General features: G+C 62.4%; 16 protein-coding genes. 10 read left to right on the plus strand and 6 right to left on the minus strand.

All coding sequences use genetic code 11. From position 1 onward, the window contains the following. From A9X00_RS02265 to A9X00_RS02280, 4 genes are all read right to left on the minus strand, one after another. The gene (locus A9X00_RS02265) at positions 1-537 is read right to left on the minus strand and encodes a MarR family winged helix-turn-helix transcriptional regulator (protein WP_156771894.1); all 537 of its coding nucleotides are present in this window, start codon (positions 535-537) and stop codon (positions 1-3) included. 130 nt (positions 538-667) lie between these two features. Further along, complete coding sequence (locus A9X00_RS02270; protein ID WP_067148615.1) at positions 668-1468, minus strand: SDR family oxidoreductase; 801 nt, start codon at positions 1466-1468, stop codon at positions 668-670. Positions 1469-1505: 37 nt separating this feature from the next. Beyond that, positions 1506-2675, minus strand: coding sequence for an acyl-CoA dehydrogenase family protein (locus A9X00_RS02275; protein WP_067148618.1), 1170 nt, complete (start codon positions 2673-2675; stop codon positions 1506-1508). Then, a complete protein-coding gene (locus tag A9X00_RS02280) occupies positions 2660-3694 on the minus strand; it encodes an acyl-CoA dehydrogenase family protein (RefSeq protein ID WP_067148620.1) in 1035 nt (344 codons plus the stop codon). The genes A9X00_RS02275 and A9X00_RS02280 overlap by 16 nt, the downstream gene beginning before the upstream one ends. A gap of 183 nt (positions 3695-3877) precedes the next feature. On the opposite strand from A9X00_RS02280, the gene A9X00_RS02285 reads away from it, so the two are divergent. Both A9X00_RS02285 and A9X00_RS02290 read left to right on the plus strand, forming a co-directional pair. Beyond that, complete coding sequence (locus tag A9X00_RS02285) at positions 3878-4330, plus strand: nuclear transport factor 2 family protein (RefSeq protein WP_067148623.1); 453 nt, start codon at positions 3878-3880, stop codon at positions 4328-4330. A gap of 71 nt (positions 4331-4401) precedes the next feature. Next, positions 4402-5559 (plus strand): LLM class flavin-dependent oxidoreductase, encoded by a 1158-nt coding sequence (locus A9X00_RS02290; protein WP_067148626.1) that lies wholly within the window; start codon positions 4402-4404, stop codon positions 5557-5559. Positions 5560-5610: 51 nt separating this feature from the next. On the opposite strand, the gene A9X00_RS02295 is transcribed toward A9X00_RS02290, so the two are convergent. Beyond that, the gene (locus A9X00_RS02295) at positions 5611-7164 is read right to left on the minus strand and encodes a class I adenylate-forming enzyme family protein (protein WP_156771895.1); all 1554 of its coding nucleotides are present in this window, start codon (positions 7162-7164) and stop codon (positions 5611-5613) included. A gap of 142 nt (positions 7165-7306) precedes the next feature. Between A9X00_RS02295 and A9X00_RS02300 the strand changes: the two genes are divergently transcribed. The 3 genes from A9X00_RS02300 to A9X00_RS02310 are packed head-to-tail and all read left to right on the plus strand — an operon-like array spanning position 7307 to position 10230. Beyond that, positions 7307-8098 carry an SDR family NAD(P)-dependent oxidoreductase gene (locus tag A9X00_RS02300; RefSeq protein ID WP_082974645.1) on the plus strand — a complete coding sequence of 264 codons (792 nt, stop codon included), beginning with the start codon at positions 7307-7309 and terminating at the stop codon, positions 8096-8098. 24 nt (positions 8099-8122) lie between these two features. Next, positions 8123-9100: an acyl-CoA dehydrogenase family protein gene (locus tag A9X00_RS02305; RefSeq protein WP_197515019.1), complete on the plus strand. Its 978-nt coding sequence runs from the start codon at positions 8123-8125 to the stop codon at positions 9098-9100. After that, positions 9100-10230 carry an acyl-CoA dehydrogenase family protein gene (locus A9X00_RS02310; protein WP_067148635.1) on the plus strand — a complete coding sequence of 377 codons (1131 nt, stop codon included), beginning with the start codon at positions 9100-9102 and terminating at the stop codon, positions 10228-10230. The genes A9X00_RS02305 and A9X00_RS02310 overlap by 1 nt, the downstream gene beginning before the upstream one ends. 22 nt (positions 10231-10252) lie before the next feature. Here the strand turns inward: A9X00_RS02310 and A9X00_RS02315 are convergent, their stop codons facing one another. Next, positions 10253-11017, minus strand: a complete 765-nt coding sequence (locus A9X00_RS02315) for an SDR family NAD(P)-dependent oxidoreductase (protein ID WP_067148802.1) — start codon at positions 11015-11017, stop codon at positions 10253-10255. Positions 11018-11145: 128 nt separating this feature from the next. Here A9X00_RS02315 and A9X00_RS02320 point away from each other — a divergent pair, with 128 nt between their 5' ends. The 5 genes from A9X00_RS02320 (at position 11146) to A9X00_RS02340 (ending at position 17123) form a co-directional block, all read left to right on the plus strand. Further along, a complete protein-coding gene (locus tag A9X00_RS02320) occupies positions 11146-12000 on the plus strand; it encodes an enoyl-CoA hydratase/isomerase family protein (RefSeq protein WP_197515020.1) in 855 nt (284 codons plus the stop codon). Between the two features lie 53 nt (positions 12001-12053). Then, a complete protein-coding gene (locus tag A9X00_RS02325; RefSeq protein WP_067148808.1) occupies positions 12054-12872 on the plus strand; it encodes an SMP-30/gluconolactonase/LRE family protein in 819 nt (272 codons plus the stop codon). A 103-nt stretch (positions 12873-12975) separates the two neighbouring features. Then, positions 12976-14175 carry an amidohydrolase family protein gene (locus A9X00_RS02330; protein ID WP_197515021.1) on the plus strand — a complete coding sequence of 400 codons (1200 nt, stop codon included), beginning with the start codon at positions 12976-12978 and terminating at the stop codon, positions 14173-14175. A gap of 24 nt (positions 14176-14199) precedes the next feature. Continuing rightward, a complete protein-coding gene (locus A9X00_RS02335) occupies positions 14200-15411 on the plus strand; it encodes a cytochrome P450 (RefSeq protein ID WP_067148641.1) in 1212 nt (403 codons plus the stop codon). Positions 15412-15527: 116 nt separating this feature from the next. Further along, complete coding sequence (locus A9X00_RS02340) at positions 15528-17123, plus strand: GMC family oxidoreductase (RefSeq protein ID WP_067148812.1); 1596 nt, start codon at positions 15528-15530, stop codon at positions 17121-17123. Positions 17124-17128 lie beyond the last annotated feature (5 nt).

Genomic DNA, 17128 nt, shown 5'->3' on the forward strand with positions numbered 1-17128 from the left:
TTACTCTTCGGCTATTGGATGAACGTCTTTGTGATCGAGCCTTATGGCATATAGGAGCTCGATCAGTGTGCGCTGCTCTGCCTTCGATAACGATCCGAGCCCGAAGTCGTCCTCGGCGAGGATCGTGTGCGCGCGTCGCAGTCGGCGGCGGCCAAGAGGAGTCAGTTCGACGACGGTGACTCTGCCGTCGTTGGCGTCTTGATGGGTGGTGACGATGCCGCGATCGGACAGGCGAGCCACGACGTTTGTGATGCTGGTCTGGTGAACGATGAAGCGCCGAACGTAAAACCTGATCTTTCCCAGCGGCATCTGCCCACCGCCGATGAATTCGATGACGGAGAGCAGATCGTAATCAATCCACGACATGTCTAGACTGGCGAGCTGCTCGTTCATCCAGTCGACGAGTACCTCGCGAGTCCTCAGCAACGAACTGAACGTCTCCATCGCGTGCGCGTGCTCGTGGCCGTACTTCGATTCCCATTGATCGCGACCCCAACGGATTGAATCTTCCTCAGGGGTCTCGGCGTTCGGACTCACAGCGGGCACGCTCTTTCACCACCTCGATAGGTCCACATCTGGACTAACTGTAGCCCTTGAGGTACGTGCTGCGCTGAGCGGCGTCGGGGTGTTGGGTGGGTGGATGCGCGAAGGGTTTTGGAAGCCGCCGTCAGTGGGCGCGCAGCATCGACTCCATGTTGCGTCCCATGACCGATGTCGCTGCCTGCCGGGGCAGAATGCGCGTGAGCATACCGGCGATGACCGCGTTGCGTGCTCCCGGTACGGCGACCCAGCGCTTACCCAGCTTCGCCAACCCCTGCTCGACGAAATCATCGACCTCCATCGGAGGGAAGAGCCGCGACGGCTTGCGGGCGGATCGTCGGTATGTCTCCGTGTTGACGCTGCTGGGCACAAGTGTCAAGACGTCCACGTTCGAAGATCGAAGCTCGTAGCCGAGGCCCGAACCGAATGCCAGGATGAATGCCTTCGACGCACCGTAAGTCGTGACATACGGCGAGCCGACCACCGCGGTGAGCGACGACATCAACACCAGACCACCGCGACCACGCCGGCGCAGCCGGTCCCCGAATATCCTTGCCAACCCGACATATGCACGGACGTTGGCGTCAAGCTGCGCGTTCAGCTGAGCCATCTCCGTGTCGAGGACCTGCCAGCTGCCACCAGAGAAGAGGTGGTTGACGATGACCAGCCCGACATCGCACTCGCTGCTGAAGTCGGCCAACGACTGCGGCGCTGTTGGGTCGGTCATGTCGAGTACCACGGTGCTCACCGCGTGTGAGTGCTGCGCGGACACATCGTCCGCTGTGCGTTGGAGGCCGTCGGCGTTGATGTCGGTGAGAACGAGATCGAAGCCGCGGGAGCCGAGGACGCGGGCGAACCCGGCGCCGATACCTCCTGCGGCACCGGTGATTACCGCTGTGGGGCCATAGCGTTTGCCGAACCCAGTCACCTTCGCCTCCTTAGGCGTTCGTCGATAGCCGCCGATCTCAACGCATTCTTGGCAGGCCAAGTAACCGTTCAGCGATATTGTTTCGATTGATTTCGGTTGTGCCGCCAGCGATTCGGGTGAGCGGACTATGGTTGACATGGTACTCAACCCAGCCGTCCGCCGCGGCCGCCGTCACCTCGCGACCGTAAAGCCCGGCCGACCCGCACAAGTCCTGCAGAAGCCGGGCGGCGCGGACGTAGCGTTCGGCCACAAACACCTTCACCTGCGAGCCGGCGACACCGGCGGGGCCGTCTTTCTCTACAGCGGCTCGCAGCCCAAGGAGCGCTCCGACCTGGTTGTCAACGGCTATGGTCGCCACTGCCTCGCGCACAACGGGATCGTCGAGAAGGCGCAAACCTCTCTCGTCATGGGTCGCCGCGAACCATTCAACGCTCTGCGCCAGCAGTGAGACCGCGAGCTGACTGTTCCCGAGGACCCCGCGCTCGAGGGAGAGCGCCACAACCATTACCTCCCAAGCCCGATTGGCCTCACCTACCCTCCACTGGTCGGAAACGACCACGTCGTCGAGGAAGACGGCGTTGACGCGTTCGCCGCCCATCATTCGGATCGGATCGATGCGGATTCCTTTCGTGTTCATGGGGATGAGAAACATCGTCATAGCACTGCGCCTAGCATCTACGTCGGGCTCGCCGCCCGATAAGTCGGTCCGTGTCAGGGTGAACATCCACTCCGCATCTTGGGCGAGTGTGGTCCAGATTTTCTGTCCGTTGAGAGTCCACTCGTCGCCGTCGCGGCGGCTGCGGGTGTTGATCCGAGTCAGGTCTGACCCGGCATCGGGCTCGGAGTAACCAAGGCAGATGTTCTTCGTGCCGCTCAGCAACGCGGCGACCACCTGCTGGCGGTGCATGTCCGTGCCGACCGATTGCAGTACCCCGGCAACCAGGAGGTTGACGGCGATGCCTTCGTAAGGCAGGCCGGCCTTTTCCATTTCGCTGAACAGTAGATGCACGAGAACCGGATCGCGGTCGGGGCCGGGCACCGCCTGAAGTAACAGACCTGCCTGCGCCAGCGCGCCGTTGAGCCCATTGTGATGGGCGACCCCGGTCTCGAGTACCGATCGCCGGATCTGTGTCGTATCAACCGCAGCCAGAGTGGCCTGGACCGCCGCGCGAAACGTCTCTTGCTCGGTGGTCAGCGTGAAGTCCACGTCGGCTCCAGGAGGAGGTCGGCAAGCAGACGGCGCTGCGTGTTAATCGGGCCGAGCAGCAAGGGAAGCGAGCGGACCATTCGATAGAAGCTATGGATGCCCGTGTCCGCCGCAGCGCCGATGGCGCCGTGGTAGTGAATTGCGCGATCGACAACCGCGTTGGCGGCATCGACGGCGAACAGGAGGGCCATCGACGCAAGTACGCGGGCATCGTTGATGTCGTTGCGGGCCAGATCGTTTGCCGGCGGCTGATCGGGTTGATCGACTGACCACGCTGCCTTGCCGACGAGTAGCCGGGCCCCACTGAGCATTCCCGGAAGATCAGCCAATCCGTGCTGAACCGCTTGATAGGCGCCAATCGGTCGGCCGAATTGGTGGCGGTCGGCAACATATGCCACTGTGCGCGCCAGGACACAGTCGCCGGCCCCAATCAGGTACGCCGCGGTGAGTACTCGCCAGGTATCCAAGACGGTCTGAAGCTGCGCTGCCGGCGCTAGATATTCAAACTGCTCCTCGTCGACGTCGAGATCGCAGACTCGAAGCGGGCCGAGGGTTGCGCCGATGTCGGATGCCGGGGACAGCCGCTGCACCCCCAGCGCGCCGAGATGAACACCGGCCACCAACGTGGGTGTGGCGCTGGTGAGCACGCTCGTCCAGCGGCCAGAACTGCTCGGTCGCAATGCCAGGGTCGAAATCCTCTCGAGGACAACGCCGCGAGCGGCATCGCAAGTACTTGTACCAAGGAATCGCGTTACCGCCAGGTGCTCAACCAAGCCCGCTGAGTGAAGGTTGGCGCCGGCCTCCTCGGCGACGACGCACAATTGCGCGAGCGTCGCACGACCATCACCGTCGCTGTCGGGAGCGGCCATCGTCAGCGCGCCCATCGCGGCCAGCTGGGACCATAGGGCGACTCTGTCGGGCGCGGAGGTATCAGATTCGGTTTGTTTATGTTTGGCGAAAACTCGGCCGAAGGCCGAGCGCAGCGCTGCTTCGTCCTCGGAATCCGCTAGCAGAATCATGACTCGCTGATAGTAGCGAGGCATCCTCGTTAGTCAATATATGGAGTTATTGCCAGGCCGGGTCGATAAGCCTGGACTGGGTGCCTGCTGCGGGCTACTCTTCGTGAGAAGGTCAACTATACGACTAATCTGGTAGTCAACAGATTCAACTGTGACCACTACTTACACATTTCAGGAGGCTCGATGTCGGATGAGTGCACTTGCGGAGACCTCCGCGCCATCCTCGCGTTGCAGGCGCAGTTCTGCCAGTTGTGCGATCTCGCCAAGTGGGCAGAGATGCGCGAGCTGTTCACCGAAGATGCGGTGCTTCATGTGTTCGGCAAGGACTACGTCGGCAAGGATGCGATCATGCGATTCATCTCGCGCCGTCACCTCGGCAAGCACATGTTGTCGGCGCCGGACATCGAGATCGACGGTGACGAGGCGCGGGTCGTTGTCGATCACACCTTCTACCGATACCCCGACCTGGTGCTGTTCGGGGCCGGTGTGTACAAGGACATCCTTCGTCGCACCGACACCGGCTGGAAGTTCGCCCGGCGCGAGATCGAGGTACATGGCCATCACGTCGAGATGACGGCGGCCGCCAAGCAGCGCACCAAGCCAATCGCCGACACCCTCGAAGAGGTTCCCAGTTAGTCAAGAATTTGAGTTTCTGACGTTGATGCTCTACCGTTGCAACGTAACTGGATGAAGAGAGGGTGACTGGCGTGCAGAAACTCGAGACCGGCGTTGTCGTCCATCCCATTGCCGAGGATTGGGATCGCTACTTCGAGCGGGACCTCGGTCGAGGGAATCCCTACCGAAGTGACGCGGAACTGATCAACGAAGTGGTCTCGTTGGCGCAGACTGCCGAGTCATTCGGGTACGACTTCATTTTCGCTCCCGAACATCACGTCTCACCGTACGGGTTGATGACCAACCCGCTGCAACTCATGACCTTCCTGGCGGGTCGCACACGCAAGATCAACTTCGGCACGTCCATCGTCGTCTTGCCGTGGCACCACCCACTCCGCGTGGCGGAGCAACTGGCACTGCTGAACAACTTTGCGCCCGAGAGGCGGTTGCTCATCGGTGTCGGACGAGGGGTGGCTCCATTCGAATACGAGGCGCTCGGGGTGCCTTACCACGATCGCCGTGAGCGAATGGACGAGTCGGTCGAGATCATTCGGCTGGCACTGTCGCAGGAGTCGTTCAGCTACCAGGGCAAAGTGTTCACGATTCCCGAAGTCACCCTCCGCCCGCGTCCGGTGTCGCCGGATCTGGCCGACTGCCTGCTGGTGGCCGCGACAAGTGATGAGACGCTGATCGAAGGCGGTCGTCGCGGATTGGGAATGATGTACTCCGGCCAGAAGTCGACGGGACTTACCAGGGCCGATGTCCAGCTGCTCAACCGAGAACGGGTTGCTGCAGGCTACGCGCCAAGCCAGCCGGTTTTGCACCCATGGCTCTACTGCGCGCGGTCAGAGCAGGAGGCTCACGAGCGGGTACTTGCGGCCTCGGCCTCGTTATTGCTTGATCTGACTAACAATTACGACCAGGGCAGTTGGGACAAGTTTGACCGGTCTCTCGGCTATGAGCACTTTGTCGCGGAAACGACGGCGGGGCTTTCTCTCGACCGGTACGCCAATATGCAGGTGTGGGGCACCCCGGAAATGTGCATGGAGCGGGTCCGAGCGCTCCAGATGGAAACCGGCGCGCGAAACATCTCGTTCCAGGTCCAGTGGGGCGACATCACCCATGACGAAGCGCTCGGCAGTCTGACGCTATTCGCGCGGGAATGCATGGACGACCTCCACTCGATTTCGGCACCGATGCCTGAGTGGCTGTCCCTCGACGAGCTCACCGCCGTTCCTGCCGTTAGCTGACAAAGGTACTGGCCGCTTTCTGTCCCGTGGCGTCGGCGGCCCGACCGTTGCTTACCGGGAATCGAATTGGGCGCGCAGCTGTCGACGCAGCAGCTTGCCGGTGGAACTCACCGGTAGTTCGTCGACCACGACGATGGCACGCGGCTTCTTCACAGAGGCCAAGTGATCGCGGCACCACGCCATGAGATCGTCGCCCCTCAAATCCGCGCCATCGCGCAGGATTACCGCTGCATGCACCGCCTCGCCGTAGGTGGGATCGCTGACCCCGCAGACACCCGCGGCGGCGACGGCCGGATGCGCCATCAGGACCTGCTCGATCTCCGATGGTGCGATATTGATCCCACCGCTGACGATGAGGTCCTTCTTGCGATCGACGATGTAGACGAAGCCATCCTCGTCGATCCGGGCCACGTCACCGGTGCGGAACCACTCACCGTCGCGCGCTTCCCGATTCGCCGCTTCGTCACCGAGATATCCGGGGCTCACCATCGGACCGCGCAGTTCTAGCTCACCTTCGGCGCCGGCTGCCGACCGTTCACCTCGGTCGTCGACAACGCGCACATCCAACCCCGCCAACGGTCGACCGGCCGAGCGGTGCCGCGGGTTGAGCGTCCCGTCGGCATCAAGGTATTCACGACCGAGCAGCACGGTGCCCGCTCCTAGCTCGGTCATGGACAGCTGGATCGCCACACGCTCACCTAGTGCCTTCGTCAGAGCGCACAGGCGGGACGGGTCGCACAATGATCCGCCCATCGACAAGTAGCGCAATCCGCTGAGCAGGTCGAGGTCGATTCCGGCGTCCATGATCATGTACACCGGCGTTGGGCCTAGGAATCCGTGCGTCGCGCCCGTTTCTCGCACCAGTTCCACCCACCCGCGGGGAGAATACGTCGGCATAATGGTGTGCTTGGCGCCGGCGATGAAGCTCGCTGTCCAACCCGCGTAGGCCGTCGCGAAGTACATCGCTAGCCCGGTGACGAAATGCGAGTCCTCATTGATCTCGAAACGCTCGATCAACGGTCCGTACGCCGACGCTGTGGTGCGCTGAGTGTGTTCGACGGCCTTCGGCTGCCCAGATGTGCCGCTGGTGGCCGAAATCATCGCGAGTTCGTCGACATCGCGCAGCGGATGTTCATTCGGGTCCGCCTTCGCAAGCAGCAGCTCGTAATCGAGCGGTAGTCCGTGGCCGGCTCCGATACCGATGAGGTGATGGATGGACGGGACCAATGTCTGCAGATCCCGGCCCCGAGCGGCGTATTCGGTTGTAACCAAGAGGATTTCCGGGTTGACGCGGCCCAGATACCGATGCTGTTCGGACAAGGTGAATCGGGCGTTGACCGGCACCCCGACAAACCCGGCTTCCGCGGCCGCGAAGTGCAATTCGAAATACCATGGCCCGTTACTTGCCAGGATCGCCACGCGAGTTTGCGGGCGCGCGTCGAGCATCTCGAGTGCCGAGGCGAGTCGCAGCGTCCGGTCGTAGGTCTGCGCGAAGGATTGCATGCGACCAGGAAGCCCCACGGCCGGGTGCGAGGCGAACTTCTCAGCTGAACGACGGAATGCGGCTTGCATAGAACAGCGTGGATCGCCTTCGGTGCCCGCCACAGCTGAAATCTACCCTGACGCCCCGGGAAGGTCAAAAATATGACTATTTGGGACCAATCGGGTAATCGGCGACTTGCGCGGAGGGGTGCTCCCAGTAAGTCCAGATCTTGAGTAATCGACTGCGCTCCCATACGGTGTAGCCGTGACTGAGGCTGGCATGGGGGAACTCCTGGCTGGGAAATCCGCGATCGTGACCGGCGCGGGTCGCGGTCTGGGAAAGGCGATCGCGTTGCGCCTATCGGCCGCCGGCGCGAACGTCGTCGTCAACGACATCGACCCGGACACCGCCGCGCGGACGGCAGAGGAAATCCGCTCACGGGGAGGCGTCGCCCGCGTCGCGGTTGCCGACATCGGAGATGAGGGCGCCGTGGAAACGATGGTGGCCACTGCCACGAATGAGTACGGGAGATTGGACCTAGCCTGCAACAACGCGTTGCCAGAGATTCAACTCTCAGAGCTAAGCGAGCTCGACGTCGAATACTCACGTTCATTGATGTCAGTCGCGCTTCTCGGCACTGCGATCTGTCTCAAACACGAGATCCTCGCGATGCAATCCCACGGCGGCGCGATCGTCAACATTTCCTCTACGGCCAGCGTGCGCGGACAGAAGAAGACCGGTTTCTACGCCGCTTGCAAAGCAGGAATCGAGGCCATGACCCGCGTTGCCGCTAATGAGAATGCCCGTAAAGGGTTGCGCGTCAACGCCATTCAGGCCGGAGGCATGCTGACACCGGCACTCACTGAGATGTTCCTGCAATCCGAGGAGCGTCGTCGGCAAATGAGTGAACGCGTACCCCTGGGGCGACTCGCCGACCCTGAAGACGTGGCGGATGTAGCGCTATTCCTGCTCAGCGACCTCGCTCGGTACGTCACCGGGACCGTGGTGACGGCCGACGGTGGTGGACTTCTCCACACCGATGGCGCGACAGGCTAGGGCGGCGACACGATGGACGCTCGGTTGACGGACGAGCAGCGAAGCGTGCGTGACACTGCAGCGCGCATGGCGCAGAAGAGCGCCACCACGACAGTCGATGGGCTGGGCAAGACGGGGAGCGCCGACCGGCTGGCGCGCGATCTCGTCGCGTCCGGCTTTACCGAGCTACGTGCGTCCGACGCCACGGGCGTCGAAGTCGCGCTCGTCGCCGAACAACTGGCATCGGCCGCGGCCGAAGCGTCGTTCGTGGGACCCACACTCGCCGCGGACCTATGCAGGCGGGCCGGTGTCGGCGCCCCTTCCTCATGCACTATCGCGCTGACGGGCGATCTGGCGCGCCTCGCCACACAACACGAGCTGCCCGCCGCCGTCGCCTTCGATAGCGCAACCGTGTCGCGCGCGCTCTACCTCACGCCGTCCGGCGAGAAGTTCGGCCTGGCATCCGTACCCGTGGGTGCGGGTGCAGGTGCCGTCGATCTGACCCGACCGCTCGCGCAGTTGTCGCAAGAGGACTCAGTCGAACTCGCCGGCGTAGCGTTGAGCGCTGACGACATCGCGGCTTGGCGAGCGTTCGGCCATGCGGTGCTGTCGGCCGATCTGCTGGGCTCGGCGCGGGCGGCGCACCTCGCCACCGTCGCCTATGCGAGCGGGCGCACTCAGTATGGACGCCCGGTCGCCAGCTTCCAGGCCGTTCAACACCTGCTCGCCGAATCGCTCGTGCTGTTAGAAGGTGCGCAAAGCGCCGTCAGTTACGCCTCGTGGGCCGTCGACGCCGAGCCCACCGCCACCGCCGCCGACACCGCTCTCGTGAGCAAGTTGTATTGCACGAGCGCAGCCCGCACGATCAGCGAGATCGCCATCCAGGTGCACGGCGGGATAGGCAACACATGGGAATGCATGGTGCACATTCATTTACGACGCGCCCTCCTGGCGGGCCAAGTCCTAGGAGACGAAGGGGCACTGATGGAAGAACTCATTGAGCACAGGCTGCGAGCGGCGTAGTGGATTACCGAGACGACGCGGCCGAGGCCGATTTCCGTGGACGGTTGCGGACCTGGCTGAGCACCAACGCCCTTAAGGGCGGGCTGCCCTCAACCGACGATGAGTACTGGGCGCACGCTTCCGAATGGCATACAGCCCTGTATAACGCGGGTTGGTTCGGCGTGAGCTTTCCCGCCCGGTACGGCGGACAAGGGCTGTCGCCGGTTTACGAGGCCATCGTCGACGACGAGTTGGCCTGGGCCGGAGCGCCTCCCAAGCCGTCCCTCGGGTACATCGTGCACGGCATGCTGCGCCACGCGTCCGTGGATATCTGCGAACGGTTTCTACCATCGATGATCGCCGGGACCGAGCGATGGTGTCAGGGCTTCAGCGAGCCGGAAGCAGGATCGGACCTGGCTGGGCTGCGGACCTCTGCGGTTCGTGACGGCGACGAGTACATCGTCAACGGGCACAAGGTCTGGACGAGCTATTCGGATGTGGCCGACTGGTGCATCTTGTTGGCTCGCACCGACAGCCAAGCTCCGAAACACAAGGGGCTGACCGCGTTTGCGATGCCGATGCATCAGCCAGGCGTCACGCAGCGGCCCTTGAAGATGATCAACGGTGTGTCCAACGAATTTGGTGAATTGCTGCTCGAGGATGCACGAATACCGGCCGCCAACCGGATAACCGAGCTCGGTGGCGGTTGGGCTATGGCGATGACTGTCCTAAACCACGAACGCAGCCCCGCCGATCTGGGCTATACCGCTCGCTATTCGCGAATCGTGCGGGAACTCGAACGACATGTTGCGGATCAACCTCGCGTCAGCTCGCTGGCTCGCCACGCGTTGGGCAACGCGTACGTTCACTCGGAAGTCCTTCGCATGCACGTGAAACGTCGTCTCTCGGAACGACTGTCCGATCATGAACCGGGTCCCGAGGGAGCGATCGACAAACTCTTGATGACCACGACCGAACAGACCGTGGGCAACGCGGCACGGCAGGGCGGCATTGCGCGTGCGTTCGACGGCAGCGATTCGTCGTGGCTGAACATCTACCTTTACAGCCGTGCAGCCACTGTGATGGGTGGTACGTCGCAGATCCAGAAGAACGTCATCGCGTCCCAGATCCTCAAGTTGCCGAACGGATGAACGCAGCTGCGTGTCGAAACGGTTAGCGCGGCGCCATCCGGATCGCACCGTCTAATCGCACCGTTTCACCGTTGACGTAGGAATTGCCGATCAACTCTAGAGCCATACGCGCGTACTCGGCTGGATCACCGAGTCGCTTGGGATGCGGAATGGTCGCCGCGAGGCTGTCGCGGATCTCCGGCCGCACCCGACCCAGCATCGGGGTGAGGAAAGTGCCCGGTGCGATGGTGTTCACGCGTATACCGACACTCGCCAAATCACGGGCGGCGACCAGCGTCATGGCGTGCACACCCGCCTTGGCGGCGGAATATGACGTCTGACCTATCTGTCCTTCGAAGGCCGCGACCGACGCCGTCAGCACAATCGCACCGCGGTCGCCGTCCCTTTCCTCATTGGCAGCCATACGTTCGGCCGAGAGGCGCAACACGTTGTAGGTGCCGACCAGGTTGACGCGTATCACCTCGGCGAAGTCCTCTACCGGACTGGCGTGGCCCTCCTTGTCCAGGATTCTGCGCCGATCGCCCCCGCGACCAGCGCAGTGCACGACGGCACGCACCGGACCCGCCGCCGTGGCGTTGTCCAACGCGTGGCGGAACTGCGTTTCATCAGTCACATCGGCTGCGACGTAATTCAATCCGAACTCCGCGGCGGTGCTCTCGGCGGTATCGGAGGGCAAGTCGACCGCCACCACGCTGGCGGCACCCGCCTGTCGCAGAGCCTTGGCCGTTGCAAGCCCCAGTCCCGAAATTCCACCGGTCACGAGCGCGGATATGCCCGCGATTTCCAACCCACCGCCCCCTGCCGTGTTCACCGCGGCCGTCGATCGGCGCCGGTCCTTCGCCACCACACCGTACCGGCAGACCGAAGCTAGTCAAAATCTTGAGCAAATGTTCTCATTGCATGATAATCGCGATCTTGACCAGTGGCCGCTCGATCACGCTGAGCTCCGATGAGCGGAAGATTGCGTTGGAACACACCGAATGGAGCGATGTGAAAGTCAACTTCTCGAAGTACACGGCGTTGCAGATCGAGCGTGACGGGCCGGTCTTGCGCGTGTGGTTCGACCGCCCCGACCAACTGAACGCGGTGAGTCGCGACGTCCACGGCGAACTGGAGACGCTGTTCTTCGATATCGACCGGGACGAAGCCACCAGAGTGGCCGTCATCAGCGGGCGCGGGCGGGCTTTCTCTGCCGGCGGCGATTTGGACTGGTTGGTTGAGCTGAATGCCGACCCAGAGGCATCTGCGCGCGCGATCAGGGCCGACCGGATCATCCAGACGGCGTTGCTGAACATGGAGACACCGCTGGTCGCTCGGGTCAACGGGCCTGCGGTCGGGCTCGGTTGTTCGATCGCTCTGTACTGCGACATCGTCGTCGCCCACCCGCGTGCGGTGTTTGCCGATCCGCATGTATCGGTGGGCCTGGTTGCGGGTGACGGGGGAGCGCTCATCTGGCCTCAATTGATCGGATACGCGCAGGCTCGCAGATACCTGCTGACGGGCGATCACATCACCGGTGAGGACGCCGCGCGGCTGGGCTTGATTACCGAGTGTGCCGTCGAAGAAGAGCTCGACAGCGCCGTGATGCATTGGGTGGACAAACTGCTCGCACAGCCTGACCGTGCTTTGCGGTGGACGAAACTGTCTATCAATGGCGGCCTGCGCGCCATCGCATCCTCGGTGCTCGACGCGGCGGCGGGATTCGAGAACCTGAGTCAGATCCTCCCCGAGCACCGCGATGCACTACAGCGAATGCGTGACCGGCGGTGAGCGTGGGTACGACGCCGTGCGGTCGCCTAGAGAAGGTGGCGGACGGCTTCGCCATGGCTGAGGGGCCGCGTTGGCGGGAGGGCGCCGTCGTTCTCACCGATATTCACGCCGATGCGATCAAGCAGATCGACGTACGTGGTGGTGTTGTGACGACTCTTGTTCAGCTCGACTCACCTCCGATTAGTACCGGCTTTTTGAGCGACGGCAGCATGCTGATCTCTTCGCTGACCGCCCAACGGATATGGCGTTACGACGATGGGGCGCTGGACACATACGCCGACCTCAGTGGTATCAGCGAATACGACTGGGGTGACATCGTTGTCGATACCCAAGACCGGGTTTACATCGCAAACCAGGGCATCAGCTATCCGCGAAAGATGCCCGAGCACATCGACTCACGCATCTACCTCCTCTCCGGCGCCGACGGGCCGCGAGAGGTGGCGCGTGGGTTCCTCTATGCGAATGGGCTCGCGATAACTCCGGACGGGAGTCACTTGATCGTCGCCGAGAGCTTCGGCCACCGGCTATGGCGACTGCCGATACATGACAACGGCAGCTTGGGTGCGCGAACGCTAACTGCCGCGTTTACGGACGCTGATCGGCCCGACGGCATCTGCTGCGACGCTGAGGGTGCGGTCTGGTCAGCCAACGCAACGGGGCGCGAAGTCGTGCGCTGTGCGATCGATGGCTCAGTGACCGACCGGATCTCGACCGGTACCGATCTGGCGATCGGGTGCATTCTCGGCGGTGCTGATGGTCGAGACTTGTACCTCACTACCGCCCCAACAGCCGCTCGTGACGCGGCCAGGGAGCTGCTCGGAAGCGCCCTGTGGCGGGTTCGTGTCCAGATTCCTGCTGGGGGCAGGCCGTAGCGCCGGTTTGCGAGTTAGCCTTCGCAAAGCGGTTGTTCGGCTATCGGCAATAGTCTAAAGTTTGAGTAATTGACAAAGTCCGCGACCCAGAATCGAGCAAGCCTTGAGCACTCCGGTGATCGACTCGGATACGCACGTCAGTGAACCGCCCGACCTGTGGAGCAGTCGGATGTCGTCTCAGAAGTGGGGCGAAATGGTCCCGGTTGTCCGTCCCGACCCACAAGCGGGTGGTCACTCCTGGTTCATCGGCGATCAGCGAATCGGCAGTTTCGGCGCTTCGGCGATGGTGAAGACGCCGGGTAGCGACTACCCGACCCGGTGGACTGAGGACTTCCCGCACATGCCTGCGCGGGACGACATTCACACGTCGTCGTGGGACGCCGCGGAGCGCGTGAGAATCATGGACCGTCACGGTATTTCGGTAGCCGCGCTGTTCGGCAACCTTGGTGTCAGCCGCAACTACTTCCGCAATCTCGACGACGAGTCGTTCAAGGTCGAGATCGTTCAGACGTACAACGACTTCTTGATCGACTGGATCGGCGTGGCGCCGGAGCGCTTCATAGCGCTGGCCAACGTCCCGTTTTGGAATCCGGATGCTGCGGCCAAGGAGGCCGAGCGAGCGGCGTCGATCGGCCACAAGGGGATCGTCATCACCGGAATCCCTGAGAAGCACGGTCTCAAGCCGTTTGCGGACAGATCGTGGGACGTTCTGTGGGAAACCTGCACAGAACACCGACTGCCTATCCATTTCCACGCCGGCGGTGGCGATATCAGTCAACACTTCAACCAGGTCCGCCAAGACGTGATGGGCGGTGGTGCGATGCAGACCGCCGGAACAACCAACATCACCCTCGACACCGCGCATTCGGTATCCGACCTTTTGGCTTCCGGTGTGCTGCCCCGTTATCCGGACACGCGGTGGGTGATCGTCGAGAGTGCGGTCGGCTACTTGCCATTCGTTCTGGAGTGCATGGACCACCACTTCGAGTTGTACATGAAGGACAACCCGCAGTACGCGATGTTCGATGCGCTGCCCAGTGCGTACTTCCATCGCCAAATGCTTGGCACCTACTGGTTCGAGAAGCTCGATCAACACCTCATTGACCGTGTCGGTCCGAACAACATCATGTTCGAAACTGACTATCCCCATCCGACGTGCTTGCTCGAAGAAGATATCCGCGGCGCGGCCAACGACGGTCTTGCGGGGATCGACCCGGAGCATCGTCAGCGCATTCTTTGGAAGAATGCGGCCGAGTTGTATCAGCTGACCGACATTCCCGAGGCTGCTAGCTTGGCCGCCTAAAGGTTCACGGGACAAGGGCTTTCTATGGTGCAGTGCGCCTCCGAGATCTCGTGGGATCCTGCTGATACAGACGGACTCTCGGAGGATTGGCTGGATCGACTGCTCGACGCGGTCGACGGAAACACGGTTGTTCGTACGCCCGTTGGGATGCTCTTCGCCGGCGTGAGCCAGATCGAACGACTGCTCGCACATCCGGCCCTCAAAGTCCCGGTGGTCGAGCAGTACGAGTTGATGGGTGTCTCCGAAGCGATTCTCGAACGCGCCCGACGGGTCATCCTCGGCCTCGATGGGGCACCGCACACGCGCCTTAGGCGTCTGGTGAGCCGCGCATTCACCCAGCGTGCTGTTGAAAGACTTGCGGAAACCATGCGCTCCTATCTAGTTCCACGCCTCGATGATGTCGACGGTGAAGTCGACTTCATCGACGAAATCGTGGGCGACTACCCCGCAGCAATCATCGGTGGCCTGCTTGGTCTGCCGGCCGCCGACCTGCCGCATCTGACTTCCATCGCCCAGGTGATCACCAGCTCCCAATTCAGCCTGGATGTCGATAGGGCGCATCAGTACCTAGCCGCCGCAGCCGAATGCGACGCCTACCTCGCCGACCTCGTCACATCAAAGCGGAAGGCCCCCGGTGACGACATCTTGACGCATTTGACCCAGGTTGGGGTCGAAGGTGACTCGCTGAGCGATGCGGAGATCGTGTCGTTGTGCGCCTCGTTGATGAACGCCGGGATCGACACCACGCGCAACCAGATTTCACTAGGAATGACCCTGTTCGCGAGACTCCCAGAACAGTGGAACCGGCTGCGCGACGAATCGGTTCTGGTAGGCAACGCCGTTGAGGAAATCCTTCGTTTCCTACCCGTGACGCCGCTACTGACTCGGCTCAACACCGAAGCCCTGACATTCGACGGTGTCGATGTTCCGGAACGGACGTACATCTCACTCGGCGTCGCGGCGGCCAACCGCGACTCGACACTCAACACCGGCGACGCGTTAACGTTTGATGTTTCGCGGCCTAATCCTCGCCACTTCACCTTCGGGCACGGTGCGCACTTCTGCGTTGGAGCAGCGCTCGCCCGCCTCGAGATGCGCGAACTACTGACGCAAATGGTTTCGCGTTTCGTAAGCGTCGAGGTCGTGGGACAAGCGCCGCGACGATCCGCGATGGGTGTCTACGGCGTGAAAAACCTTACGCTGAGGTTAGACCGGCAGCGCCAGAACGCGTCGTGACACGCTAATGGTCAAAATCTTGATTTTCGATTAGAGTCTGCCGGGGTGGCAGCTGTTTCCACGTCGGCACCGTTTTCTCACAGATGGCCACCGGGTACCGAGACGAAGGGGTCGGAGTGAGCGCATACGACTACGTTGTGGTCGGAGCCGGCTCGGCTGGTTGTGTGCTCGCTGATCGGCTCAGCGCGGACGGGTCGAGCACTGTCGCATTGGTGGAAGCGGGTGGTTCGGATCGGACACCGGCTGTGTCGATGCCCAAAGGATTCGCATTTCTGCTGACCAATCCACGGTACGTGTGGGACTACGACGTTAACCCCTTTGGCCCGTACCGGCAGGACGAGCACTGGGTCCGAGGAAAGGTCCTCGGGGGGTCCAGCGCCGTCAACGGCATGGTGTACAACCGTGGATCTCAGCCCGACTACGACGACATCGTCAACCGCGGCAACCCGGGCTGGGGATGGTCAGACATCCTGCGGATTTTCCGGACGATCGAGAACCATTCACTGGGCGCTTCTGATATGCGCGGAGCCGACGGCCCGTTATCGGTGGGTGTCGATCCCACGGGTGAAGAGGTGTCGGAGGCGTTGCTGGAGTCCGCCGCCGCGCTGGGTATCAAACGCATGGACGATGTCAACGCGTCCGACGACGAGCGCACCGGCTACGCCCCGGCCACGATTCACCGGGGGCGTCGGGTCAGCGCGGCCAAGGCGTTTCTTCACCCGGCCCGCAAACGCCCCAATCTCACTGTGCTGACCCATGTCACGGTCACCCGGGTGTTGTTTGAGGGCGACCGTGCGGTCGGGGTCCAACTCGCGTCGAAGAGCGGTTCTTCCGAGCTGAGGGTGACGCGCGACGTCATTTTGTCGGCCGGCAGTCTGGCTACGCCAAAATTGTTGCAGCTCTCCGGTATCGGTCCACGTGCGGTGCTCTCTGAGGCAGGCGTTGACGTGCGGGTCGATAGCCCACGGGTGGGGCAGCGTCTACGTGAACACCGTTGTCTGCCTCTGCAATATCGACTGTTGGAGAACAAAGGTTACAACAAGCGACTAGGCACGCCGCTGGGCCAGGCGATGACCGCTGCGCGTTACCTGCTGACCCACAAAGGCCCTATCGCAACACCCGCATACGACATGCTCACCTTCGTACGATCCGACCCAACGGCTGAGCGCCCCGATGGGCAGATCCTCATGACGCCTTTCTCGGTGGGCGCCGGGCCGAGCGACGGTAGGGTGGAGACACGCCCCGGGCTTTCATTGCTTGGATTCGTGTTGCGGCCGACCAGCGAGGGCTCGGTGATGATTCGCTCAGCGAACCCTGACGACCCGCCACGCGTCGAAGTGTCCTATTTTGGAACCGAATACGACCGAAAAGTATCGGCGGCCCTATTCCGCCGCATGCGCGATATTGCGGAGCAGGAGCCGATCGCGTCGATGATCTCGGCCGAGACTGTGCCCGGGCGGGCAGTCGAGGACGACGACGCAATACTGCGGGCCGGCTTGCTCTATGGGGGACCGGGCTATCACGCTTCTGGAGCTTGTGCGATGGGGCCCGATCCGTCGGATGCCATCGATGCGCGGCTTCGAGTGCGGGGTGTCGACGGACTGCGGGTAGTCGACGTGTCGATCCTGCCTGCGATGGTGTCGGGCAACCTCAACGGACCGATGATGGCGATGGCCTGGCGGGCAGCCGAAATGATTCTCGAGGACCGGTGAAGGTC

Source organism: Mycobacterium sp. 1245805.9 (assembly GCF_001672915.1).
Lineage (GTDB): Bacteria > Actinomycetota > Actinomycetes > Mycobacteriales > Mycobacteriaceae > Mycobacterium.

Excerpts from the sequence above, each read along its gene's own strand:
- A9X00_RS02280 (WP_067148620.1), bottom strand. The coding sequence starts at position 3,694 with ATGATTCTGCTAGCGGATTCCGAGGACGAAGCAGCGCTGCGCTCGGCC.
- A9X00_RS02285 (WP_067148623.1), top strand. The coding sequence starts at position 3,878 with ATGTCGGATGAGTGCACTTGCGGAGACCTCCGCGCCATCCTCGCGTTG.
- A9X00_RS02325 (WP_067148808.1), top strand. The coding sequence starts at position 12,054 with ATGGCTGAGGGGCCGCGTTGGCGGGAGGGCGCCGTCGTTCTCACCGAT.
- A9X00_RS02335 (WP_067148641.1), top strand. The coding sequence starts at position 14,200 with ATGGTGCAGTGCGCCTCCGAGATCTCGTGGGATCCTGCTGATACAGAC.